General features: G+C 55.7%; 16 protein-coding genes. 4 read left to right on the plus strand and 12 right to left on the minus strand.

What is annotated here, in order from left to right:
* Positions 1–107: 107 nt before the first annotated feature.
* From H7U36_RS01260 to H7U36_RS01290, 7 genes are all read right to left on the minus strand, one after another.
* Positions 108–2,498, minus strand: a complete 2,391-nt coding sequence (locus H7U36_RS01260; protein WP_033125555.1) for a homocysteine S-methyltransferase family protein — start codon at positions 2,496–2,498, stop codon at positions 108–110.
* Positions 2,495–3,148 (minus strand): vitamin B12 dependent-methionine synthase activation domain-containing protein, encoded by a 654-nt coding sequence (locus H7U36_RS01265; RefSeq protein WP_033125554.1) that lies wholly within the window; start codon positions 3,146–3,148, stop codon positions 2,495–2,497. Before H7U36_RS01265 ends, H7U36_RS01260 begins: the two co-directional genes overlap by 4 nt.
* Positions 3,149–3,247: 99 nt before the next feature.
* Positions 3,248–4,684 carry a glycogen synthase GlgA gene (gene glgA / locus H7U36_RS01270; RefSeq protein WP_033125553.1) on the minus strand — a complete coding sequence of 479 codons (1,437 nt, stop codon included), beginning with the start codon at positions 4,682–4,684 and terminating at the stop codon, positions 3,248–3,250.
* 76 nt (positions 4,685–4,760) lie between these two features.
* A complete protein-coding gene (gene spo0A, locus H7U36_RS01275; RefSeq protein WP_033125552.1) occupies positions 4,761–5,552 on the minus strand; it encodes a sporulation transcription factor Spo0A in 792 nt (263 codons plus the stop codon).
* 113 nt (positions 5,553–5,665) lie between these two features.
* The gene (spoIVB, locus tag H7U36_RS01280) at positions 5,666–6,733 is read right to left on the minus strand and encodes a SpoIVB peptidase (protein ID WP_191428828.1); all 1,068 of its coding nucleotides are present in this window, start codon (positions 6,731–6,733) and stop codon (positions 5,666–5,668) included.
* Between the two features lie 109 nt (positions 6,734–6,842).
* Positions 6,843–7,424 (minus strand): ANTAR domain-containing response regulator, encoded by a 582-nt coding sequence (locus H7U36_RS01285; protein ID WP_191428827.1) that lies wholly within the window; start codon positions 7,422–7,424, stop codon positions 6,843–6,845.
* Between the two features lie 37 nt (positions 7,425–7,461).
* Positions 7,462–8,688, minus strand: a complete 1,227-nt coding sequence (locus tag H7U36_RS01290) for a glutamine synthetase family protein (RefSeq protein WP_330635868.1) — start codon at positions 8,686–8,688, stop codon at positions 7,462–7,464.
* Between the two features lie 460 nt (positions 8,689–9,148).
* On the opposite strand from H7U36_RS01290, the gene H7U36_RS01295 reads away from it, so the two are divergent.
* From H7U36_RS01295 to H7U36_RS01310, 4 genes are read left to right on the plus strand one after another with little or no spacing between them, the layout of a single operon-like run.
* The gene (locus H7U36_RS01295; protein WP_205155611.1) at positions 9,149–11,242 is read left to right on the plus strand and encodes a glutamine synthetase III family protein; all 2,094 of its coding nucleotides are present in this window, start codon (positions 9,149–9,151) and stop codon (positions 11,240–11,242) included.
* Positions 11,243–11,285: 43 nt separating this feature from the next.
* A complete protein-coding gene (gene asnB, locus H7U36_RS01300) occupies positions 11,286–12,866 on the plus strand; it encodes an asparagine synthase B (RefSeq protein WP_205155612.1) in 1,581 nt (526 codons plus the stop codon).
* 26 nt (positions 12,867–12,892) lie between these two features.
* A complete protein-coding gene (gene gltB / locus H7U36_RS01305) occupies positions 12,893–17,413 on the plus strand; it encodes a glutamate synthase large subunit (RefSeq protein ID WP_205155613.1) in 4,521 nt (1,506 codons plus the stop codon).
* Positions 17,414–17,434: 21 nt separating this feature from the next.
* The gene (locus H7U36_RS01310; RefSeq protein ID WP_205155614.1) at positions 17,435–18,889 is read left to right on the plus strand and encodes a glutamate synthase subunit beta; all 1,455 of its coding nucleotides are present in this window, start codon (positions 17,435–17,437) and stop codon (positions 18,887–18,889) included.
* Positions 18,890–19,205: 316 nt separating this feature from the next.
* Here H7U36_RS01310 and recN read toward each other — a convergent pair whose 3' ends face one another.
* Genes recN through dxs form a run of 5 tightly spaced genes read right to left on the minus strand, consistent with a single transcriptional unit; the run spans position 19,206 to position 24,929 of the window.
* Positions 19,206–20,885, minus strand: coding sequence for a DNA repair protein RecN (gene recN / locus H7U36_RS01315; RefSeq protein ID WP_191428992.1), 1,680 nt, complete (start codon positions 20,883–20,885; stop codon positions 19,206–19,208).
* Positions 20,886–20,925: 40 nt separating this feature from the next.
* Positions 20,926–21,375 (minus strand): arginine repressor, encoded by a 450-nt coding sequence (argR, locus tag H7U36_RS01320; RefSeq protein WP_033125544.1) that lies wholly within the window; start codon positions 21,373–21,375, stop codon positions 20,926–20,928.
* Positions 21,376–21,379: 4 nt separating this feature from the next.
* The gene (locus tag H7U36_RS01325) at positions 21,380–22,210 is read right to left on the minus strand and encodes an NAD(+)/NADH kinase (protein WP_191428991.1); all 831 of its coding nucleotides are present in this window, start codon (positions 22,208–22,210) and stop codon (positions 21,380–21,382) included.
* A gap of 3 nt (positions 22,211–22,213) precedes the next feature.
* Complete coding sequence (locus H7U36_RS01330; RefSeq protein ID WP_191428990.1) at positions 22,214–23,023, minus strand: TlyA family RNA methyltransferase; 810 nt, start codon at positions 23,021–23,023, stop codon at positions 22,214–22,216.
* A gap of 13 nt (positions 23,024–23,036) precedes the next feature.
* Positions 23,037–24,929 (minus strand): 1-deoxy-D-xylulose-5-phosphate synthase, encoded by a 1,893-nt coding sequence (gene dxs / locus H7U36_RS01335; protein ID WP_138303182.1) that lies wholly within the window; start codon positions 24,927–24,929, stop codon positions 23,037–23,039.
* Positions 24,930–24,938 lie beyond the last annotated feature (9 nt).

Here is a 24,938-nt window from a genome sequence, read left to right on the forward strand (position 1 = left end):
ACTTTTGCCCCCTCGTCAAAAGGGCCTTTCATCATTACAACTATAGCCGGCTGTTAATTTTCTGTCAAGAACACTGCGTGTACAAAATCAGGAACATGGAGCAAGCCCTACTTTTCAAACAGGCTCTGGGCGTAATACACAGACTGCATGGCGTCCTTCCCGTAGAAGTCGGCTCCGATCATGTCCGCATACTCCTGGTTCAGCACAGCGCCGCCCACCATCACCCGGCAGTCCGGCTTCTCCTTTCTAAGCTGCCGGATGGTTTCCTCCATACTGCCCACAGTGGTGGTCATGAGAGCAGAGAGACCAACCAGCCGGACATCCTCGTCAAGAGCCTTTTGCACGATGTCCTCCGGGGGAACATCCTTGCCCATGTCGATCACGTCAAAGCTGTAGTTTTCCAGGAGCACCTTCACGATGTTTTTCCCGATGTCGTGGATATCTCCCTTGACTGTGGCAAGAATGATCTTCTCCTTCTTTTCCGCGGCTGCTCCGCTCTCCTCCAGCTTGTCTCTGAGCACGGCAAAGGCGTTTTTGGCCGCGTCGGCGCTCATGAGAAGCTGGGGCAGAAAGACGGTTCCCTTCTCAAATCCCTTTCCCACCTGATCCAGGGCCGGGATCAGCTCACTGTCGATAATGGCAAGGGGAGCCTGCTCCTTCACCAGCTCCTTTGTGATGGCAGAGGCATCCTCCTTCAATCCCTTCTCTATGGCCTCCTTCAGGGTGAGGGCGGGCTGTCCCCCCGTCGGGGCAGAGATCTCCGGACCGGCGCTGCCGTACTCCCTGATGTAGTCCTCGCAGTTGCTGTCAAAGCCCATCAGCGCGCAGTAGGCGTAGTAGGACTTCATCATCTCAGGGGAGGAGGGATTGATGATGCCCGCCGTGAGGCCGCTCTGCATGGCCATGGTGTAGAAGTTGGCGTTGATGACCGCCCGCCCCGGCAGGCCAAAGGAGATGTTGGACACGCCGAGGACAGTCCGGACGCCGTATCTCTCCCGCACAAGGCGGAGAGCCTCCAGTGTCGTCCTGGCCCCCTCCGGGTCGGAGCTGATGGTCATAGCCAGCACGTCGATGACGATATCCTTGGGCTCGATCCCGTACCTGGCCGCCTCTTTGATGATTTTTCCGGCGATCCTGGCACGCCCCTCGGCGTCCGAGGGGATACCCGCCTCGTCCAGAGTCAGGCCTACCACTACGCCCCCGTACTTTTTCACAAGGGGGAATACCTGGGCCATGGACTCCTGCTTTCCGTTGACAGAGTTGATCATGGGCTTCCCGTTGTACATCCGCATGGCGGCTTCCATAGCCTCCGGATCCACCGTGTCGATCTGCAGGGGCAGGCTGGTAATGCTCTGCAGCTCTCCCACCACATCCCGCATCATGGCTGTCTCGTCAATGTCCGGAAGGCCCACGTTCACATCCAGGATGTGGGCGCCTCTCTCCTGCTGGGTAACCGCCTCCTTCAGGATGTACTCCATGTCGTGATCCTTCAGCGCCTGCCGGAACTTTTTCTTTCCTGTAGGATTGATGCGCTCTCCGATGATCACCGGCTTATCCCCCAGGATCACCGCCTGCCCGTAGGAGGATACGATGGTCTCCTTCTTCCTGACCGGAGCCTTCGCCTCCATCCCCCGGCACAGCCGGGTCATCTGCCGAATGTGATCCGGGGTGGTGCCGCAGCATCCGCCCACCACGCAGGCCCCCATCTCCACGATCCTCTGCATGGAGGCGGCAAATTCTTCCGGCTCCACGTCATACACCGTGTGTCCGTCCCGCTGCACCGGCAGGCCCGCGTTGGGCTTCACGATCACCGGCAGGGAGGTGTATCTCATGACGTCCTCCAGAATGGGGAGCATCTGCTCCGGTCCCAGGCCGCAGTTGATGCCAAGGGCGTCCACCCGGAGCCCCTCCAGCATGGAGACAGCGGCAGCCACATCCCCGCCCGTCAGCAGCTTGCCCTTCTCGTCAAAGATCATGGTGACAAAGACCGGCAGGGAGGTGTGCTCCTTGGCCCCCAGCACCGCCGCCTTCATCTCGTACATGTCGCTCATGGTCTCAATATGGATCAGGTCCGCCCCGGCGGCCTCCCCGTACCCGGCGGCCTCCCCGAAGGCGGACAGGGCCGTCTCAAAGTCCAGGTCTCCCAGCGGTTTCAGGAGCTTTCCTGTTGGTCCTATGTCCATGGCCACGTAGACCTTCCTGTCGTCATGGACTCCCAGATAGGCGCCCTCCCTGGCGCTCACCACAGCGGCTGTGATGATGTCCTCCAGATCGTACTCACTGCTGTGGAATTTGAGGGCGTTGGCCCCGAATGTGTTGGTGAGGACAATGTCGCTCCCGGCCTCAAAGTACTGTCTGTGGATATCCACGATCTCCTCTGTGTGCTCCAGGTTCCAGACCTCCGGCAGTTCCCCGGGGCGCAGTCCCTTCTCCTGGAGAAGGGTTCCCATGCCGCCGTCAAAAAACAGCAGCTCTTTTCCTAATCTGTCCAGTATCATCCTTCGTTCCTCCGATATATGCAATCTCTCTTTCCGCAGGCCTCACAGCCCTTCCTGTGGCAGGGCTCCCTCACTGTGGAAACCCCGATCACCGCGGTGACAGATTTCACCGGGGTGAGCATGGAGCTGTCTGTCATGGAAAGGCCAATCCTCTTTGGCGCATCCAGCATGGCCAGGATCTGTCCCTGGTGCCGGATGGAAAAATCTCCGTAGCCGGGGCTGAACCTGGGCCGCAGATACTTGCCCTCCCTCTCCAGCTCGCGGCCGATCTTCTCCTGCTCCTCATCCAGATATTCCTCCAGCATGGCAGCCGCACAGGCCTGTGTCACCACGGCTCCGGCCATGTCTGTCAGGGACTGGCGGCGCATAAGGAGATCCACGCCGGCTCCCAGGGTGGCTCCCAGGACTACTGTCTGACAGCAGCCCTTCATATTTTTCCAGAGACTCCTGCTCTCCACCTCCATGCCGCCTATGTCCAGGCGTCCCTCCCCGGCGGTTTTCAGGTCAAAGAGCCTCCAGACGATCCTGGGGGAGGCCGCCTGCTCCAGCTTGTCAAAGGAGCCTGCTATCAGGTCCAGAGTGGCCTGGTCCGCCTCCTTTCGTCCAAATCCCAGGTAGCGGATCGCCTCTTTTGTCCTCGTGTCTGTCATCCCGATTTCTGTGTCCTTTCTTGTCCTTGTAGTTGTACAAAACAGGCTGCCGCGCCAGATAAACAGGTGCGGCAGCCTGAGATCATCCTGTCATACATTCTATAGCTCGTCGTAAAGCTTCTCATACTGTCTTGCGGAATTGTTCCATGAGAAATCCTGCTGCATGGCTCTCTCAACGATCTTGTTCCAGTCTCTCTTGTGATCGTAGTAGATCTGCTCCGCGTAGCGGACAGTTGCCATCATCTCGTGGGCATTGTAATTGCAGAAGCTGAAGCCGGTGCCTGTCTTCTCATATTCATTGTAGGGCTCCACCGTATCCTTCAGTCCGCCTGTCTCCCTGACGATGGGCAGAGTCCCGTACCGCAGGCTCATGAGCTGGCTCAGGCCGCAGGGCTCAAAGAGGGAGGGCATGAGGAAAGCGTCGCAGGAAGCGTAGATCTTGTGGGACATGGGCTCGGAATAGTAAATGTTCGCGGAAACCTTTCCCGGATACTTCCATGCGTAATGGCGGAACATGTTCTCGTACCGCGCCTCCCCGGTTCCCAGAGCCACGATCTGGATGGCGTCCTGACAGAGCTCATCCAGTACACAGTCGATCAGGTCAAAGCCCTTCTGATCTGTCAGTCTGGAGACAATGCCGATCATCATTACATGGCTGTCCTTGTCCAGCCCCAGCTCCTCCTGGAGGGCAATCTTATTCTTTACCTTCTCCTTCCGGAAATTGCTCACCGAGTAATTGCGGGCAATGTGCTTGTCTGTCTCCGGATTGTACTCATTGTAGTCAATGCCGTTGACAATACCTGAGAGGCAGTTTGCCCTTGCGTTCATCAGTCCATCCAGCTTCTCGCCGTAGAAGGGAGTCTTGATCTCCTCCGCATATGTACTGCTGACAGTGGTAATGCGGTCCGCATAAACGATGCCGCCTTTCAGGTAGTTGGCATCCTTGTAGGCCTCCAGCTTGTCCGGCACGAAATAGTAGGACGGAAGGCCTGTGATATCCTGCACTCTCTTTGTATCCCAGGTGCCCTGGAATTTCAGGTTGTGGATGGTCATGATTGTCTTGATGCCCCGGTAATACTCGTTTCCATAGCGGAAATTATCGAGGAAGATGGGGATCAGACCGGTCTGCCAGTCATGGCAGTGGATGATATCCGGCCGGAAGCCGATCACCGGCAGGGCGCTCAGCACCGCCTTGGAGAAGAAGGCAAACTTCTCGATATCCGCATACATATCTCCATAGGGCGCCCAGCCGCTGAAATAGTATTCATTATCTATAAAATAGAACGTAATTCCTTCGTACTGCAACTCAAGAATTCCTACGTACTCTGTTCTCCAGTTCAGGTCCATGTAAAAATGCGTCCGGTACTGCAGCTGATTTCTCCACTCCTCTTTTATGCAGAGATATTTTGGCAGCATGACGCGGACATCGTATTTTTCTTTGTCAAAATATTTCGGCAGAGACCCGACTACGTCTGCCAGCCCGCCCGTCTTGATAAAGGGCACGGACTCCGATGCTGCAAAAAGTATTTGTTTCATGATATCTTTCCTCCCATCCTTACGGTATCTAGGTATATACGCTTATTATATCGTATTTTTTTTCAGATGAAAAGGGTTATCTGTTTTTATATTCCAGGCGGAGGGTGTCCGCGATAAGGGCGATAAACTCTGAGTTTGTGGGCTTTCCCTTGCCGTTGCTCACAGTGTATCCGAAGAGCTCATCCAGTGTGTCCAGCTTCCCTCGGCTCCATGCCACCTCAATGGCGTGGCGGATGGCCCGCTCCACCCGGCTGGCCGTCGTCTGGTGGCGCTTGGCGACTGTGGGGTACAGCACCTTGGTCACCGCGTTCAGCACGTCCATGTCCTCCACGGCCATCATGATAGCGTCCCGCAGGTAATGATACCCCTTGATGTGGGCGGGAATACCAATCTCGTGGATCATGTCTGTCACTCTCGTCTCCAGGCTTTGCTCCTGCGTTTCGCCGCCCTGCTGGGACAGATCCGTGCCAGGGATATAGCTTGTCCTCCCCTTCTGAGTGACCTGCTTGATCCGCTCCAGGATGACGTCATTTTTAAAGGGCTTCATGACATAGTACATAGCTCCCTTGTTGAAGGCGTCCTCCGTGATCCTCTCCTGGCCCACAGCTGTCACTATGATAAAATACGGGCGCTTTTTCAAAGTTTTGTCATGGTTGACGGCGTCCATCACTCCCAGTCCGTCCATTTTAGGCATGATCAGATCGAGCAGGACAACATCCGGCTCCTTCTCCCGGATCACGCGGCACATATCCTCGCCGTTGTCCGCCTTTCCCACCAGACTTAAATCCTTGTCGCTGCTGATGATTTCGCCAAGCAGCTCCAGAATTCTCTCATTGTCGTCGGCGATTGCTACACGAATCTCTCCCATTCCATAATCCTCCTATCTGTTCTTGAAAAACTGTCAAGGAAAATTATAGAATTACAAAAATGCGAAATCAAGGTTTTGAAGTCGGAAGATCTCGACACCTTCTTCCTGTTTTCTTACCTTTCGATATGTTTCAACATATCCTGGACAAAAATGCCGTAGCCCTCCTTCGGGTTGTTCACGAACACGTGAGTCACTGCCCCGATGAGCCGTCCGTTCTGGATAATGGGGCTGCCGCTCATGCCCTGGACGATGCCGCCGGTGAGCTCCAGCAGCTTCTCGTCCGTCACCTCCAGCAAAATCTCTTTGTTCGCTTCCTGGGCGTTCCTGTCAACTTTTGTAATACGAATGCTGTAATCCTCCACCTGGCCGCTGACCGCGCATCGGATGGTAGCCTCCCCCTCCTCTATCTGGCTCTCATCCACAGCCGCCTCCAGGGGCTGCGTATCCGTGAAGAGGGCGTCGATCCTGTCCAGGGTGCCGTATATGCCGTCCTCCGTGTTCTGGGTGATGGTCCCCAGGATATTGTAATTGTTATAGATAATGACGCCCTCCATGCCCCCCGGCGTCCCATCCTTCCCCTTCTTGATGTCCTTGATGCTGGTTGTGTAGAGAAGGCCGTCCGAAGCGCTTAAGAGCTTTCCTGTGTCTGTGTCCCGAATCCCGTGCCCGAGAGCTCCGAACTGGCTGTCCGCGTTTAGAAAGGTGACAGTCCCCAGGCCCTGGGCATTGTCCCGCACCCAGATCCCCAGCTTGTACTCATCCCTTCCGCACCGCACAGCTTTCATGCGGATGGCGATCTCCTGGCCATCCCGGCTCACCTTCAGCACGACCTCCTCCTTGTCCAGTGCCGCCACTGCCTCCACGAGCTGGGACTTGTTATCGATCTCCTCCCCGTCCAGCCCGATGATGTAGTCGCCCTCCTGCACCAGGTTGGCGGCGGGCTCATACTCCTGCCCGTCCTCGCCCTGGATCTTCTCAGTTCCCAGGACCATGGCCCCTTTTGTCTCCAGATAGATGCCCACCGGCATGCCGCCGGGGATCAGTAGCTCCCCGGACGCGTCCGCGCTTGCCTCCCTCTCCAGGCCGGCCCTGTTCTCCTCGATCAGATACCAGCTCCCTCCTACAGAGATGGTGAACACAAGGATCATGATCAAAATTCGTCTGTACCAATATCTTCGCATACTATCGTCTCCATACTGCCGCCCTTCCTGTGAGGGCGTTTTATCGTTAGTATGCGAAGGAGGAAAACTTTTACACTGGTAATAAATGGCTGCCTGTCTTCAATGGCTGTCAGCTGTCTCTCAAAATCTCCTCCGCAATGCGGATCTTCCTGACGCACCGGTCCATGGCTGATTTCTCTATGTACCTGTGGGCGTCCGGCTCGCTCATCTTCCTCTGGTCCACCAGAACCCACTTGGCCCTGTCAATGGTCTGCTGCTCCTGCATCCGCTCCTTCAGCCTGCGCATCTCCTTCTCCAGCTTCTTTATCTTCATCTGGACAGCGCTGAGCATCTTCACGGACGTGTAGAGGCTCTGCCTTGTGGTAGGCCTGGCCAGGGTGACGATGCCGTAGTCCTCCACCTGGGAGGACACCTGCTCGTACATCTCCGCTTTGACCAGCAGGAGAATTCCCGTCTCGTGCTGCTCCGCTATATCAATGGCGGACTGTATGCCGAAGTCGTCCTTCAGCGGCGTGTTGATGATGAGAATATCACAGATATGGCTGACCAGCATACGCTTGGCGTCCCCCATGGTGGACACGTAGGAAATATCCCTGTACTGGGGGCCCGGGAGCACATCCCTTACAACTGAGACCATCTTGTCTGACGCAGAAGCCACCAGGATGCGGTATGCCTCTTTTTCTGCTGTCATGTTCTTTCCCACTCCTTTATCCTTGTCAATGTATCTGTCAGCGTGTCTTCGGCGGGTTCTTGTAAACGTCCAGATAAGCCTCTGGCAGCACCTTCTTTACCAGGGCGCTTGCAGTCGCCGCATCCCAGGCCTCCCCGCGGCTCTCCGGCAGCTTCCTGAGCTGATCCGTCACCTTGTGGTCCGCCGTGTACAGATTGACATTGGCCGGCTTCTGGAGGGGCAGCTTTCTCTCGATGCCGTCCATCCCGGCGTAGATGAGGAGGGCGAAGGCCAGATAGGGATTGGCCGTGGGGTCAGGGGAGCGAAGCTCGATCCGCTTCCTTTTGTTCTTCACCGCCGGGATCCGGATCAGCTGGGAGCGGTTCTCCGGGGACCAGGTCACATACTTGGGAGCCTTCTTCTCACCCAGCCTCCTGTAGGAATCCTCGGATGGATTTAAAAACAGGGTAATGTCCCTTATGTGCTCCAGGATGCCTGTCATGAACTGGCCGTTGCAGTCCGACCCGTCCTCACATCTCACTGACATATTGATATGCATGCCGTTTCCCGCATATTCCTTGATGGGCTTTGGAGAGAAGTCGGCGTAAAGGCCGTTCCCCATGGCCGCTGTGCTCACCACCCACTTGAAGGTGGCCGTGTTGTCCGCCGCTGTGAGGGGATCGCTGTACTGGAAGTCGATCTCATTCTGGCCGGGCCCCTCCTCGTGGTGGGAGGCCTCCGGCTCAATCCCCATATCAATGAGGGTGAAACAGATCTCCCTGCGAATGTTCTCCCCCTTGTCCTCCGGGGCCACATCCATGTATCCGGCCATGTCAAAGGGGATCTTGGTCGGGCTGCCCTGCTCGTCTGTATTAAAGAGGTAGAACTCCACCTCTGTCCCGAAATCGATCTTCAGTCCCTTTTCCCTTGCCTTCTCCACTGCCTTCTTTAATATATAGCGGCTGTCTTTCTCGTAGATCGTCCCGTCCGGATAGCGGATGTCGCAGTACATCCTGGCCACCCGCCCTGTGGACGGACGCCACGGCAGAATAGAAAAGGTGGACGGATCCGGGTGGAGAAAGAGGTCGCTCTTCACCTCACTGTCAAATCCGGCCACAGCCGACGCGTCGAAAGAGATCCCCTCCTTGAAGGCCCTCTCCAGCTGGCCTGACATGATGGAAATATTTTTCTGCACGCCAAAGGCGTCAAAGAAGGCCAGACGGATGAATTTTACATCCTCCTCATCCACAAATGTCATGACCTTTTCATATTGATACATGTCCATATTCTTACCTCCTCTTACATCTTAATATATGATAAAAAGGCGTCTTCTGAAAGAGAAAGCTCTCACAGCCGCGAAAACTTTCCCTGCCTCAGATGAACGCCTTTGCCCACTATTCTTTACAGTAGAAAATATAGCGGATTTCCTTTTCTGTGTCAACTTCTGTCGGGCCGGCCGGGCGGATTGTACGAAAATAAATACAAGAAAACATTTGACAAATCTTTATCACGGCAGTATAGTCATATGCAAAGAACGGCAACGGCGTCGCAGGAATACCCCTTTTTTCTGCGCGCCGTTTTTTCTTTTACTTTGTGTACGCGGCAATGGAGTCGCTTTTCCACCCTGAGAAATGGCCATATCGGGATGGAGGAGTTCCACTGCCGCTCTTTTTTATTTATTTTATCCTTGCGGCCTGGGCCGCACACATCAAATCCAAATAAAAATGAAAAGGAGTTTGAGAGTCATGAGTACAGCAGCAGAAAAATTCGGTTCAATGGTTTTCGATGAGTCTGTCATGAAGGAGCGTCTTCCCAAGGAGACATTCCGGCAGCTTCAGCGCACAATGAAGGACGGAAGGAGCCTGGACATAAATATTGCCAACGTCGTTGCCAACGCTATGAAGGACTGGGCCATCGAGAAGGGCGTCACCCACTATACCCACTGGTTCCAGCCCATGACAGGCATGACAGCCGAGAAGCACGACAGCTTCATCAGCCCGGATGTGGACGGAAAAGTCATCATGGAGTTCTCCGGGAAAGAGCTGGTGCAGGGCGAGCCGGACGCCTCCTCTTTCCCGTCAGGAGGACTGAGAGCCACCTTTGAAGCCAGAGGCTACACAGCCTGGGATCCCACAGCCTACGCTTTCATCAAGAACGGCGTTCTGTGCATCCCCACAGCCTTCTGCTCCTACAGCGGCCACGCACTTGACAAAAAGACACCTCTTCTTCGCAGCATGCAGGCCATCAACCGGCAGGCGCTCCGGGTTGTCCACCTCTTCGGAAACGATGATGTGAAATCCGTAAAGACAACCGTAGGACCTGAGCAGGAGTATTTCCTGGTGGACAAAAAATATTACGAGGAGAGAAAGGACCTGATCTACACAGGCAGAACACTCTTCGGCGCTCCCGCTCCGAAGGGACAGGAGCTGGAGGATCACTACTTCGGCACCATCAAATCCCGTGTCCAGGCCTACATGAAGGAGTTAAATGAGGAGCTCTGGAAGCTGGGAATCCTGGCCAAGACAGAGCACAACGAAGTGGCTCCCGCACAGCATGAGCTGGCTCCTATCTTCACCACCACCAACATTGCCACAGACCACAACCAGCTGATGATGGAGCTGATGCAGCGGATCGCCAAGAAGCACGACCTTGTCTGTCTTCTCCACGAGAAACCATTTGAGGGCATCAACGGAAGCGGCAAGCACAACAACTGGTCCATCTCCACAGATACCGGCGTTAACCTTCTTGAGCCCGGCGACACGCCATCCGAGAACGCCCAGTTCCTCCTCTTCCTCTGCGCGGTTATCAAAGCAGTGGATGAGTACCAGGATCTGCTCCGCCTCTCAGCCGCCTCTGCTGGCAACGACCACAGACTGGGCGCCAACGAGGCTCCGCCGGCCGTCATCTCCATGTTCCTTGGCGATGAGCTGACCGAGATCCTCAAGGCTATTGAAAATGAAGAGTCCTACGACGGAAAGGAAAAAGAGCTGATGCGCGTCGGCGTGCACGTTCTCCCCAAGTTCCCGAAGGACTCCACAGACCGGAACAGGACATCCCCCTTTGCCTTTACCGGAAACAAATTTGAGTTCCGTATGCTGGGCTCCTCCGCTTCCATCTCAGGACCTAACGTGATCCTGAACACAGCGGTCGCGGAAGAACTGAAACAGTTCGCAGACGTCCTGGAGAACGCAGATGATTTTGAGGCTGCTCTCCACGACCTGATCCGGGATACGATCCGGGATCACAAGCGGATCATCTTCAACGGAAACGGCTATGACGACGCATGGCTTGAGGAGGCTGAAAAGAGAGGACTTCTGAACCTGCGCACCACGCCGGACGCACTGCCCTGCTTCCTCCACGAAAAGAACGTGAAGCTCTTCACCTCCCACAAGGTGTTCAGCGAGGAGGAAATGGAGTCCCGCTATGAGATCATGATGGAAAACTATGTGAAGGTACTGCACATCGAAGCCCTGACTATGGCTGAGATGGCTGAGCGGGATATTCTCCCGGCAGTCAGCGGATACGCCCACTCACTCACAGACACTGTACTCGCAAAGCGCTCTCTCGGAGCTGAGATCGACACATCCTATGAATACAGCACAGTCAAGAAGATCTCCTCTCTCACCGCTTCCGCTTACGAGAAGCTGGAGACACTGAAGAGAGTTGTCAGTGAAGCTGACACGATTTACGATTTCGAGAAGGCGGCCTTCTACTACAGAGATATGGTCATCCCGGCCATGGAAGCTCTCCGAGGCGACGTGGATCTTCTGGAGACCATGACAGACACAGCCGTATGGCCTTTCCCGACTTACGGAAAACTGCTCTTTGGCATCATTTAGACAGAGCGCTTTATAAAAAATCAAATCCCGGAGGTAACATCTTATGTGTTCAATTATGGGGTACTGTTCACCCAGTGCCGATCACGATTTATTTAAGGAGGGATTTGACCGCACCATCTCGAGAGGACCGGACGACAGCCGGATCGTGGATACCGGCTTCGGTCTTCTCGGTTTTCACAGACTTGCGATTATGGGACTTACAGGAGAAGGGATGCAGCCCTTCTCCCTTTGCGGTCATACCCTTGTATGCAATGGAGAATTATACGGCTTCAGAAAGCTGAAAAAAGAGCTGGAGGAAAAGGGCTACACCTTTAAGAGCGACAGCGACTGCGAGCTCCTTCTCCCTCTCTATAAAGAATACGGAACAGACATGTTCGGCATGCTGGATGCAGAGTACGCTCTCATCCTCTTCGACGGCGACACAAAATCATACATAGCAGCCAGGGATCCCATCGGCATCCGTCCACTCTACTATGGATATGATAAAAATGGCGCCGCTATTTTCGCAAGTGAGGCAAAAAACCTGGTAGGACTCACTGACAAGATCATGCCCTTCCCGCCTGGATACTACTATAAGGACGGAGAGTTCATCTGCTACAGGGATATCACGGAAGTAAGCTCTGTGTGCATGGACGACACAGAGACGGTCTGCAAAAACATCCATGACAAACTGGTGGAGGGGATCCGCAAGAGACTGGACGCGGACGCTCCTCTTGGCTTTCTCCTCAGCGGCGGTCTGGACTCCTCTCTCGTGTGCGCTGTGTCTGCCCGCATCCTGGACAAACCCATCCGCACCTTCGCCATCGGCATGAGCCAGGACGCCATTGACCTGAAATACGCAAAAGAGGTGGCGGACTATATCGGCAGCGACCACACAGAAGTCATCATCACAAAAGAGGATGTGCTGAACGCCCTCCCCGATGTCATCCGCACCCTGGGAACCTTTGATATCACCACGATCCGCGCCTCCATGGGCATGTATCTTCTCTGCAAAGCAATCCACGAGAATACGGACGTTCGGGTTCTCATGACCGGTGAGATCTCAGACGAGCTGTTCGGATACAAATATACGGATTTCGCTCCCTCACCGGAGGCCTTCCAGAAGGAGTCCGTCAAGAGAGTCCACGAGCTTCACATGTACGATGTGCTCCGGGCAGACCGGTGCATCAGCGTAAACTCCATGGAGGCCCGGGTTCCCTTCGGCGATCTGGATTTTGTCTCCTACGTCATGAGCGTGGACCCGGCAAAGAAGATGAACATCTATGGCAAGGGAAAATATCTTCTCCGCCACGCCTTTGAGGGCGACTATCTTCCCTACGACATCCTGATGCGCGAGAAGGCGGCCTTCTCCGACGCAGTGGGCCACTCCATGGTGGACTATCTGAAGGAATACGCCGAGGGCTGCTATTCCGATGAAGAATTTGAAGAAAAACGGAAACAATATACACATGCAGCTCCCTTCACAAAGGAGTCCCTCCTGTACCGGGAGATCTTCGAGAAATACTATCCCGGACAGTCCGAGATGATCGTGGACTTCTGGATGCCCAACAGGGAGTGGGAGGGCTGTGATGTGGACGATCCTTCCGCAAGAGTACTCTCCAACTACGGAGCAAGCGGCGTGTAAGCCCGCAATACGAAAGGAGTTTTCATATGAACCAGGAAAATCAAAATTTATATCAGAGCAGTTTTGAGCACGATGCCTGCGGCATCGGAGCTGTTGTCAGTATCGACGGCATCCAGGAGTACAAAATCCTGGATGACGCCCTTACGATCGTAGAAAAACTGGAACACCGCGCAGGCAAAGACGCCACTGGACAGGTTGGTGACGGAGTGGGGATCCTGACGCAGATTTCCCACTCCTTTTTTTCCAAAGCCGCCGCACAGGCAGGCATTTCCCTGGGAGATGAGAGGGACTACGGCGTAGGCATGTTCTTCTTCCCCCAGGACACACTGAAGCGGAATTTTTCCCGGAAAATGTTTGAGGTCATTTTAGAAAAAAGCGGCCTTAGACTGCTTGGCTGGAGAAAGGTGCCGGTCCACCCGGAGATACTGGGAGACTACGCCAGAGAGCGCATGCCCTACATCATGCAGTGCTTTGTGGAGAGGCCGGCGGACTGCCCGAAGGGCATCGACTTTGACCGCCGTCTCTACATCGCCAGAAGAGAGTTCGAGCAGAGCTGCGAGGACACCTACGTGGCCTCCCTCTCCTCCCGGACCATCGTGTACAAGGGCATGTTCCTTGTGGGACAGCTCCGCCGCTTCTACGACGACCTGCAGGATACAGACTATCGCACAGCCATCGCCATGGTCCACTCCCGCTTCTCCACCAATACAACGCCCAGCTGGGAGCGGGCGCACCCTAACCGCCTGATCCTCCACAACGGGGAGATCAACACTATCCGGGGCAACGCGGACCGCATGCTGGCCAGGGAGGAGACCATGCACTCCTCTGTCATCTCCGACGACATCGACAAGGTGCTCCCGGTCATCGGCAGCAGCGGATCCGACTCCGCCATGCTGGACAACACGCTGGAGTTCCTCTACATGAACGGCATGGATCTTCCCCTGGCCGTCATGATCACCATACCGGAGCCCTGGAGACACGACCGGTACATGGATGAGAAGAAGAAGGACTTCTACCACTACTACGCCACTATGATGGAGCCCTGGGACGGCCCTGCGGCCATCCTCTTCTCAGACGGGGATATCCTGGGCGCTGTCCTGGACCGGAACGGACTTCGCCCCTCCAGGTACTACATCACAGACGACCGGCATCTCATCCTCTCCTCAGAGGTGGGCGTGCTGGACATCCCGGCTGAGCACGTGGTGGAGAAATCCAGACTGCAGCCGGGAAAGATCCTCCTCGTGGACACGAAGAAGAAAAAGCTCATCTCCGACGAGGAGTGCAAGGAGTACTACTCCACCCGCCAGCCCTACGGCGAGTGGCTGGACCTGAACCTGCTCTACTTAAAGGACATCCCTGTCCCCAACAAGAAGGTGCCGGTCCACAGTCAGGTGAGAAGGGATCAGCTCTACAAGGTCTTCGGCTACACCTACGAGGATGTGAAGGATGTGCTCCTTCCCATGGCGACAAACGGGTCCGAGGCCACGGCCTCCATGGGAACCGACATTCCCCTGGCTGTGCTGTCCGAGAAGCATCCGCCTCTCTCCCACTATTTCAAACAGCTCTTTGCCCAGGTGACCAACCCGCCCATTGACTCGCTCCGGGAGGAGATCGTCACAGACACCACCGTGTACATCGGCTCAGACGGAAACCTGCTGGAGGAGGAGAGCGGCAACTGTACGGTGCTGGAGGTGAAGAACCCCATCCTCACCGGCGTGGACATGATGAAGATTAAGTCCCTGGACCGCCCGGGCTTTAAGAGCGCTGTGGTCTCCCTTCTCTATTTCAAGAACACCTCTCTTGAGAAGGCGCTGGACCAGCTCTTTGTCAGCTGCGACCGGGCCTACACAAAGGGAGCCAACATCATCATCCTCTCCGACCGGGGCGTGGATGAGAACCATGTGGCCATCCCCTCTCTCCTGGCTGTCTCCGCCATGGAGCAGCACCTGATCCGGACAAAGAAGAGGACCGCTGTCTCCATCATCCTGGAGAGCGGCGAGCCAAGAGACGTGCACCAGTTTGCCACCATCCTGGGCTACGGCGCCCGGGCTGTCAACCCCTATCTGGCCCACGAGTGCATTGCGGAGCTCATCGACAAGGGCATCCTGGACAAGGACTACCACACAGCTATCCACGACTACAACGAGGCTGTGCTCCACGGCATTGTAAAGATCGCGGCCAAGATGGGCATTTCCACCCTCCAGTCCTACCAGTCCGCCCAGATCTTCGAGGCTGTGGGCATCAGCAAGGAAGTCATAGACAAATACTTTACCAACACTGTCAGCCGGGTGGGCGGCATCAGCATGAAGGACATCAATGACGACGTGATCGCCCGCCACAACAAGGCCTTTGATCCGCTGGACCTGGGCGTGGATACCACGCTGGACAGCACCGGCTTCCACAGGCTGAGAAGCGGCGAGGACAAGGAGGACCACCTCTACAATCCCGCCACCATCATCGCCCTCCAGCAGGCCACACAGAACGGCGACTATGACAGGTTTAAGGAATATACGGCCATGGTGGACGACGAGACCCGTCCCCACACCCTGCGGGGTCTTCTGGCCTTCCAGTTCCCGGAGGACGGGGGCATCCCCATCGACGAGGTGGAGCCCGCCTCTGAGATTGTCAAGCACTTTAAGACAGGGGCCATGTCCTACGGCTCCATCTCCGAGGAGGCCCACGAGTGCATGGCCATTGCCATGAACCGGCTGGGCGGCAAGTCCAACTCAGGCGAGGGCGGCGAGAAGCCGGAGCGCCTTGGAACGGAGAAAAACAGCGCCATCAAGCAGGTGGCCTCAGGGCGCTTTGGCGTCACAAGCGAGTACCTGGTGAGCGCAAAGGAGATCCAGATCAAAATGGCCCAGGGCGCAAAGCCCGGAGAAGGCGGACATCTGCCCGGTAAGAAGGTATACCCCTGGATCGCAAAGACCCGCTACTCTACCCCAGGCGTGTCCCTGATCTCCCCTCCGCCGCACCACGATATCTACTCCATCGAGGATCTGGCGCAGCTCATCTATGACCTGAAGAACGCCAACAGAAAGGCCCGGATCGCTGTCAAACTGGTGTCCGAGGCGGGCGTCGGCACCATCGCCTCCGGCGTGGCCAAGGCAGGCGCCCAGGTTGTGCTCATCTCCGGCTACGACGGAGGTACAGGAGCTGCGCCCCAGAGCTCCATCCATCACGCGGGACTTCCCTGGGAGCTGGGCCTTGCGGAGACACACCAGACGCTGATCCAGAACCACTTGAGAAGCCGTGTAGTCATCGAGACAGACGGCAAGCTCATGAGCGGCCGGGATGTGGCCATTGCCGCCCTGCTTGGCGCTGAGGAGTTCGGCTTTGCCACCGCTCCCCTTGTGACCATGGGCTGCATGATGATGCGTGTCTGCAATCTGGACACCTGCCCTGTGGGCGTTGCCACCCAAAACGAGTGCCTGCGCAAGCGCTTTAAGGGCAAACCGGAGTACGTCATGAACTTCATGCTCTTCATGGCCCAGGAGCTGCGGGAGATCATGGCAAAGCTTGGCTTCCGCACACTCTCCGAGATGGTGGGACACACGGAATGCCTGAAGGTGAGGGAGAACCGTACAATCCCGAGAGCGAAAAAGGTAGACCTCTCAAGGATCCTCTGCTCCTCTCCGGAGGGCAGCGCAGTTCACTTCAACCCGGAGGATGTCTTTGACTTTGAGCTGGAGAAGACCGTGGACGAGGCCATTCTCCTGCCCCGCTTTGAGAAGGCTCTGAAGAGCGGCAGGAAGCACAGCGAGAGCATCCGCGTGAACAGCGTGAACCGCTCTGTCGGAACCATCCTGGGATCCGAGATCACAGCCGCCTTCAAGAACACACTCAAGGACGACACCTTTAAGGTACACTGCACCGGAGGCGGCGGACAGTCCTTCGGCGCCTTTATCCCCAAGGGTCTGACCCTGACGCTGGAGGGAGACGCCAACGACTACTTCGGCAAGGGCCTGTCAGGCGGAAAGCTGATCGTGTATCCGTCCAGACACAGCACTTTTAAGGCCTCTGAAAACATCATCATCGGAAACGTGGCCCTCTACGGAGCCACATCAGGAAAAGCCTATGTCTGCGGCGTGGCCGGCGAGCGCTTCTGCGTCCGCAACTCCGGCGCCACAGCGGTGGCCGAGGGCTGCGGCGACCACGGTCTGGAATACATGACAGGAGGCTGCGCGGTCATCCTTGGAAAAACCGGCAAAAACTTTGCCGCAGGCATGAGCGGCGGCACAGCCTATGTGCTGGATATGGATCATCAGCTCTACAAAAAGCTGAACAAGGATATGGTGACCATGTCTGAGGTGACGGAAAAGCACGACATTGCCGAGCTGAAAAATATACTGAAGGATTACGAGAAGGAGACCTCTTCCGCTCTCGCAAAGGATATCCTGGAGCATTTCGGAGATTATCTGCCGGGATTTAAGAAGATCCTTCCCAACGATTACCAGCGCATGCTCCACGCCATCAGCAAGTACGAAGAGAAGGGTCTCTCCCATGAAGACGCGGCGCTTGAAGCATTTTATGAGATCCAGAAATAGTCCAAAGGAGGAAGACTGACTATGGGAAAACCAACTGGTTTTTTAGAATATAAAAGAGTGGATAATTCGTCCTGTGCTCCGGAGGAGCGCATCAAGAATTTCAATGAATTTCATCCCCCTCTTTCCCCTGAGGAAAGAAGGCTCCAGGGGGCACGCTGCATGAACTGCGGCGTTCCCTTCTGCCAGTCTGCACTGCAGCTGAAGGGCATGGTGACAGGCTGCCCGCTCCACAATCTGATCCCGGAGTGGAACGACGAGGTGTTTCACGGAAACTACTCCCAGGCACTCTCCCGCCTGCGCAAGACGAGCAGCTTTCCGGAATTTACAGGGAGGGTCTGCCCTGCGCTGTGTGAAAAAGCCTGTGTCTGCGGCATGAACGACGATCCGGTGACCATCCGCGACAATGAGCTCTTCATCATAGAGACCGGCTTTGCCGAGGGAAATATGAAGCCCCGGATCCCGGCTGTGCGCACGGAAAAGAAGGTGGCCGTAGTTGGGGCCGGTCCCGCCGGCCTGGCAGCCGCAGACCAGCTCAACCAGAGAGGCCACCATGTGACTGTATTTGAGAGGGAGGACCGCGTGGGAGGTCTTCTCATGTACGGTATCCCCAACATGAAGCTGGACAAATCCATCGTACAGCGCCGCGTGGATCTGATGACCGCGGAGGGCATCGAGTTTGTGACCGGCGCCAACATCGGCGCTGACATCCCGGCCCAGAAGCTGCTGGAGGAGTATGACGCTGTGATCCTGTGCTGCGGCTCCAAGAGAGCCAGGGACTTAAACGGTGAGGGCCGCCAGGCGGAGGGCATCTACTTTGCCGTGGACTTCCTCACAAGGGCCACAAAGCATCTGCTGGACGGTACCCCCTGGGTATCCGCAAAGGATAAAAAGGTCATCATCGTGGGCGGCGGAGACACCGGAAATGACTGCGTGGGTACCTGTATCCGCCAGGGCTGCGCCTCCGTCACGCAGATTGAGATGATGCCCAAGGCCCCGGATGAGCGCACGCCATCCAACCCCTGGCCGGAGTGGCCCAAGGTCTGCAAGACTGACTACGGACAGGAGGAGGCCATCTACTGCTTTGGCCACGATCCCCGGATCTATGAGACAACCATCAAGGAGTTCCTGACAGACGACAAAAATCAGCTCACCGGAGTAAAGACCGTGAAGCTCTCTTTCAAGGACGGAAAAATGACAGAAATAGAGGGCAGTGAGCAGATTTTAGAGGCAGACCTGCTCCTTATCGCGGCAGGCTTTACCGGATGCGAGTCCTACGTGTCAGACGCCTTCCAGCTTGACCTCACGCCCAGAGGCGTGGCTGCCACTGCCCCCTCCTCCTACAAGACCAACACAGAGAAGGTGTTTGCCGCAGGGGATATGCACCGGGGGCAGTCCCTCGTAGTCTGGGCCATTGCGGAAGGCCGCGCGTGTGCCAGGGAAGTGGATGAATACCTGATGGGGTATACAAATATGTAAACTGCCTTGTCAGGAAATTACAGATGTTTAAAAAAGTGTTTCCATAAACGCATTGACAAAAGATAATTTTCTTACTATACTGAAGATGAAAAGAAGCATTGCATATCGGATCAAAGCCGATGTGGCAGCTCTTTAAGATGATTAGTTATCTGCGTCTGTGACGCAAACGCCCATCACGCTTGCCAGAGCGGATGGGCGTTTTCCTTTGCCGGGATACTGTTTTCCTGTATATGAGGAAAATCAAACAAATGATTTTGTATGTAATCTCAAACACAGCGACAGTATCCAGCAGATTGATTTATACCCGCTAATCCAATTACTCCCCTCTTCCACCTCGGGCCAGCTCCTTCATCTCCCTCGCATTCTCCAGGACCGCGTCGGTGATCTTCGCGCCTCCCAGTATCCTTGCCAGCTCCTCAATGGACTCCTCCTCCGAGAGCTGACGGATACCGGTGTGGGTCGTTCCCTCTTCCACCGTCTTCTCGATCAGGTAGTGAGCGTCCGCCTGGGCGGCGATCTGAGCCAGATGGGTGATGCAGATGACCTGGTGGGTCTTCCCGATGACAGCCATCTTCTCGGACACCTTCTGGGCTGTCCGGCCGCTGATCCCCACGTCGATCTCGTCAAAGATAAGGGTCGGTATCTCGTCCCTGTCCGCCATCACTGTCTTGATGGCCAGCATGATCCTGGACAGCTCGCCTCCGGAAGCCACCTCCGCCAGGGGCTTTAAGGGCTCTCCCGGGTTCATGGAGATCATGTAGGCGATGTCGTCCTTTCCGTTTGAGGTATACTCCGGCAGACCGGAAAAATCGATCTGGAACCGTACATCGGCGAAATTCAGATCACGCAGTCCCTCTGTGATCCTGTCAGCAAAAAGCAGACTCTGCTCCTTTCTCAGCCTTGTGAGGACAGTGGTATTCTTCTCCAGATGCTTAAGAGAGCGCTCGTACTTCTCCTTCAGCTCCTCCAAGTAGCGGTCGTAGTCGTTCAGCACCAGGAGACGGCTTTTTTTCTCCTCACAGTAGGCCCTGATCTCTTCGATAGTGCTGCCGTATTTTGTCTTGAGCCGGTTGATCTCATTGAGCCGGTTCTCCGTCTCGGCAAAGTCCTCATCAGAGAACTCCAGCGACTTCTCATAGTCTGCCAGTTCCCTGTTGAAATCATTCAGAAGGCTGTCTACCTCCAGAAGCTGCTCGTATAGCTGACGGGCATCCTCGTCCAATCCTGCCGCCTCCGCAAGACACCTGGCCGCCCGGCTTAAGCAGTCGCTGGCGCTGCCCGCCTCCCCGCTTGTGTAGCCGTGGGCCTCACTGACACCTTCCACGATCCTCTTGCTGTTGACCATGCGCCGGTAGCTCTCCTCCAGCTCCTCATCCTCGCCGTCCCTCAGTCCGGCGTCCTCGATCTCGCCTATCTCAAATTCGAGAAAAGAGGCTTCCTTCGCCCGCTCTGCCTCGTCCTGATCAGCCTCCTCCAGCTCTTTTTTCCACTTTCTGTACTCCTGGAAGGAGGAGCGGACCTTCTCCTTTGCCTCCAGGATCTTCTCGGATGCAAAGGCATCCAGCAGCTCAAGCTGTCTCTTCTTGTAGAGAAGAGACTGGTGTTCATGCTGTCCGTGTATGTCGATCAGGATGGCGGCTGCCTCCTTGAGGAGAGAGATGGGCACGGTCTCTCCGTTGATCTTGCTTGTACTGCGGCCCTCCATAAGACGCCGGCTCAGGACGACTGTCCCCTCCTCGGGAAAGATATCCAGCTTTTTAAGCTTCTCCTCCTGCTTCTCATTCTCCACTGTAAAGGTCAGCTCCACAAATCCGTACCTGGCGCCCTTGCGCAGGATATCTGTGGTGTATCTGGCCCCAAGAGCAAGGCTGACCGAACCGAGGATAATCGATTTCCCCGCTCCGGTCTCTCCTGTCAGTATGTTCAGCCCTTTCTGGAAGTCGATCTCCACTTCATCGATCAGGGCAAGATTTTTTACATGTAAATTCTGTAACATACAGCCTCCTGTATCCTTATACTGTATCTTTCAAAAGCCACTAAGAAACAATTTTGCTGATCTTATCCATGACAGCTATGGTCTCGTCCACACTGCGGATCACACAGATGATAGTATCGTCCCCGGCCACGCTCCCGATGATCTCATTCCACTTCATGGCATCCAGGGCAGCGCACACCGCGTTCGCCATACCCACCACGGTCTTGATCACGAGGATATTCTGAGCCTTGTCCATGGAGACATAGCCGTCCCGGAGTACCCGGATATATTTCTCACTCATCTCGGACTCACCCTTCTGGTGCACCGCGTATTTCTGTCTGCCGTCGTCTGTAGGCACCTTGGTCAGCTTCAGATCCCGGATATCCCTGGATACAGTGGCCTGGGTCACCTTGAAGCCCTCTTTGTTCAGGTATTCTGCCAGCTCCTCCTGTGTCTCAATTCTGTATTTATTGATGAGTTCTACTATCTTCGCATGTCGGTTGATCTTCATGGTATCAGTTTCCTTTCATCTTTCTGCGCATGATTTCGAGAAAGCTGACCTTGCTCAGCTTCATCAGCTTTGTCACGTGCTCTGATCTGCGCACCAGGACTCTGTCCCCGGTCCGCATCTCCACCACATCCGCGCCGTCAAATGTGGCGAACACTTCCTCTTCTCTCCCGTTTCTCCCCTGCCCGATCTGAACGATAACCTCATCCTCCGCGGACAGCACGATGCTGCTTGTGTTCAGCGCATGGGAGCAGATGGGGGTGAGGACGATGAGGGACGCTGTCGGCTCTACCACAGGTCCTCCTGCCGACAGGTTGTAGGCTGTGGAGCCAGTGGGGGTGGATATGATCATTCCGTCCGCCTCGTAGGAATTCAGGCAGGCGCCATTCACATATACATCAAAATGAATGACCCGCAGGCTTCCTTTTCTGGAAATTACGATGTCGTTGAGGGCCACGTCCGGCTCCTTCCCCTGGAAATGTCCCTCCAGCATCATCCTCTCCTCAATGCAGTAGTCCCCCTGCAGGATCTGTGCCAGCGCCTCATCCAGCCTGGCGGGATCCACCTCGGTCAGGTAACCCAGCGTCCCCATATTAATGCCCAAAATGGGAATCTCATTTTTCAGGATCCTTGCCACCTCTATGAGGCTGCCGTCTCCGCCGATGACAATGGCGCAGTCCGCATCCTCGGGAACTGTCTCCCGGATGATACTTTTTTTCTCATCCTTCTCCGAGAACAGGCATGTCTTCCCCGCGCCCTCAAGGATGTGCCGGATCCTGTCCGTGACCCTTCCGTCTCTGTCTTTTCCATCATTCGTCACTATATAAAACCGTTCCATCTTCTAACCTCGCAGTGCTTCAAATGCTTCTGACACAACCGTCTCCACAGCGATCCCATCCTCCACAGCCGCCTGCGAGGGATCACATTTTTCCAGGTGGACCAGATACTCGATATTCCCCTCCGGCCCTTTGATGGGCGAAAATGTCAGGTCCAGCACCCGGAAGCCAATGGAAAGGGCATAGGAAATAATCTGGCTGATGACCTCCAGATGGGTGCTCTTTTCCCGCACCACCCCTTTCTTTCCGACTTTCTCCCTGCCGGCCTCAAACTGGGGCTTGATAAGAGCCACGATCTGCCCTTTTTCTGTCAGATAGTCCCGGATAGGGCCGAGCACCTTTGTGAGGGAGATGAAGGATACATCTATGGAGGAGAAGTCGATGGGCTCCCCTAAATCCTCCAGCTTTACGTAGCGGATGTTTGTCTTTTCCATACAGACCACCCGGTCGTCCTGGCGCAGCTTCCAGTCAAGCTGTCCCCGTCCCACATCTATGGCAAACACCTTGACCGCGCCGTTTTGCAGCATGCAGTCTGTGAACCCGCCTGTGGAGGATCCCACATCTGTGCAGATCTTTCCCTCCACGGACACGTCAAAGCACTTCAGAGCCTTCTCCAGCTTCAGTCCCCCTCTGCTGACATAGGGAAGGGTGTGCCCTCTGACCTCAATCTGTACATCCTCCGGGAAGGTGGTGCCGGCCTTGTCCTCCTTCTGTCCGTCCACATACACAATGCCGGACATGATGATGGCCTTGGCCTTCTCCCTGGAACCGGCGAGATTTCTTTTTACAAGCAATACATCCAGACGCTCTTTCATGGCTGTTCTCCTTTCAGATATCCTTTTCTGCCCTTTTGGAGCATGCAAGTATATACGCAGTCACAATGCGCTTCATCATGGAAGGAGCATCCAGAAGGACCTCTCTTCGCAGCACATCCACGCTGCCGTGCTCGATATAGTCGTCCGGCAGGGCCAGATTCAGCACCTTTACCGGAAGTCCCTGAGCGGACACGTACTCTGTCACCTGCTCCCCAAAGCCTCCGCAGAGGACGTTCTCCTCTATGGTGACGATGAGACTGTGGCGCTTTGCCAGCTCCTCGATCATCTCACTGTCAATGGGCTTGACAAATCTGGCGTTGACCAGACTGCAGTTGTACCCGGTCTCCTTGATAAGCCTGCGGGTCTTCAGGGCCTCCTCAAACATGTGGCCCACACTCACGATGGCAATGCTCTCCTCCTCGTAGATGACCTCGCTCTTTCCGTACCGGATGGGGGAGCGGAACTCCTCGCAGCCGTCGTAGGCAGTTCCACGGGGATAGCGCAGCGCGATGGGTCCCTCATAGTCCACAGCAAAGCGCAGCATATCCGCCAGCTCCCAGCGGTTCTTGGGCGACATGACAGTCATATTGGGGATGCTGCCCAGATAGGACAGGTCAAAGATCCCCTGGTGAGTCTCCCCGTCGCTGCCCACCAGTCCGGCCCTGTCCACCGCAAAGACAACCGGCAGGTTCTGCAGTCCCACATCGTGTATGATCTGGTCATACCCTCTCTGGAGGAAGGAGGAGTACACGGCAAACACTGGCTTCATCCCCCCTGCCGCCAGACCGGCCGCAAAGGTGACCGCGTGGCCCTCTGCGATGCCCACGTCGAAAAACCGTTTCGGGAAACGGCGCTGGAACTCGGAGAGGCCGGTGCCGTCCGCCATGGCGGCTGTGATAACCGCCACCCTGGGATTTCTCTTGCCGATATCGCAGATCACCTTTGAGAACACATCCGTGTATGTATCCTTCTTCTTTGTGCCAACAGGCTTTCCCGTCTCTATGTCGAAGGGACCTGTCCCATGGAAGCGGGCCGGCTCCTGCTCCGCCGGCTCGTAGCCCTTTCCCTTCTGGGTGAGGACGTGGAGAAGGACAGGCCCCTCCACCTTTTTCGCCTCCCGCAGGGCCCGGCAGAGCATGGCGATGTCATGTCCCGGTATGGGCCCCAGATAGGTGATCCCCATATCCTCAAAGAGCATGCCCGGCACTACCAGCTGCTTGATGCTGTTCTTTGTCCGGCGGATCTGCTCGATGATGGAGTCCCCCGCTACCGGAATTCTGTGGAGGGTGTTGGTGACTCCCTTTTTCAGGCCTGTATAGATGTCCGCTGTCCGCAGACGGGCCAGATAGTCGGACATGCCGCCTACATTCTCCGATATGGACATCTCATTGTCATTTAAGATAATAATAAAATTGGTCTTGATCCGCGCCGCGTTGTTCAGGGCCTCGTAGGCCATGCCGCCGGTCATGGCGCCGTCTCCTATAACAGAGAGGACACTGTAGTCCTGCCCCAGGAGATCACGGGCCTGCACGTACCCCAGCCCCGCGGAGATGGAGGTGGAGCTGTGCCCCGTATCAAAGGCGTCGCAGGCGCTCTCCTTCCGCTTCGGAAAGCCGCTCATGCCCCCGTATTTGCGCAGGTCGTCAAAGCCCGCCCTGCGCCCTGTCAGGATCTTATGGGTGTAGGACTGATGCCCCACATCCCAGATCATCTTGTCCTCCGGGAGCTGGAACACTCTGTGCATGGCGATAGTGAGCTCCACCACACCCAGATTGGAGGCCAGATGGCCTCCTGTCATACTGATCTTTTCGATCAGGAACTGCCTGATCTCCGCCGCCAGCTCCTCCAGCTCCTCGGCCCTAAGTTTTTTTACATCATTTTCTCTCTCGATCCGATCTAACAACATACCTGTCGC

The sequence above is a fragment of the Faecalicatena fissicatena genome, assembly GCF_016900595.1.
Lineage (GTDB): Bacteria > Bacillota > Clostridia > Lachnospirales > Lachnospiraceae > Claveliimonas > Claveliimonas intestinigallinarum.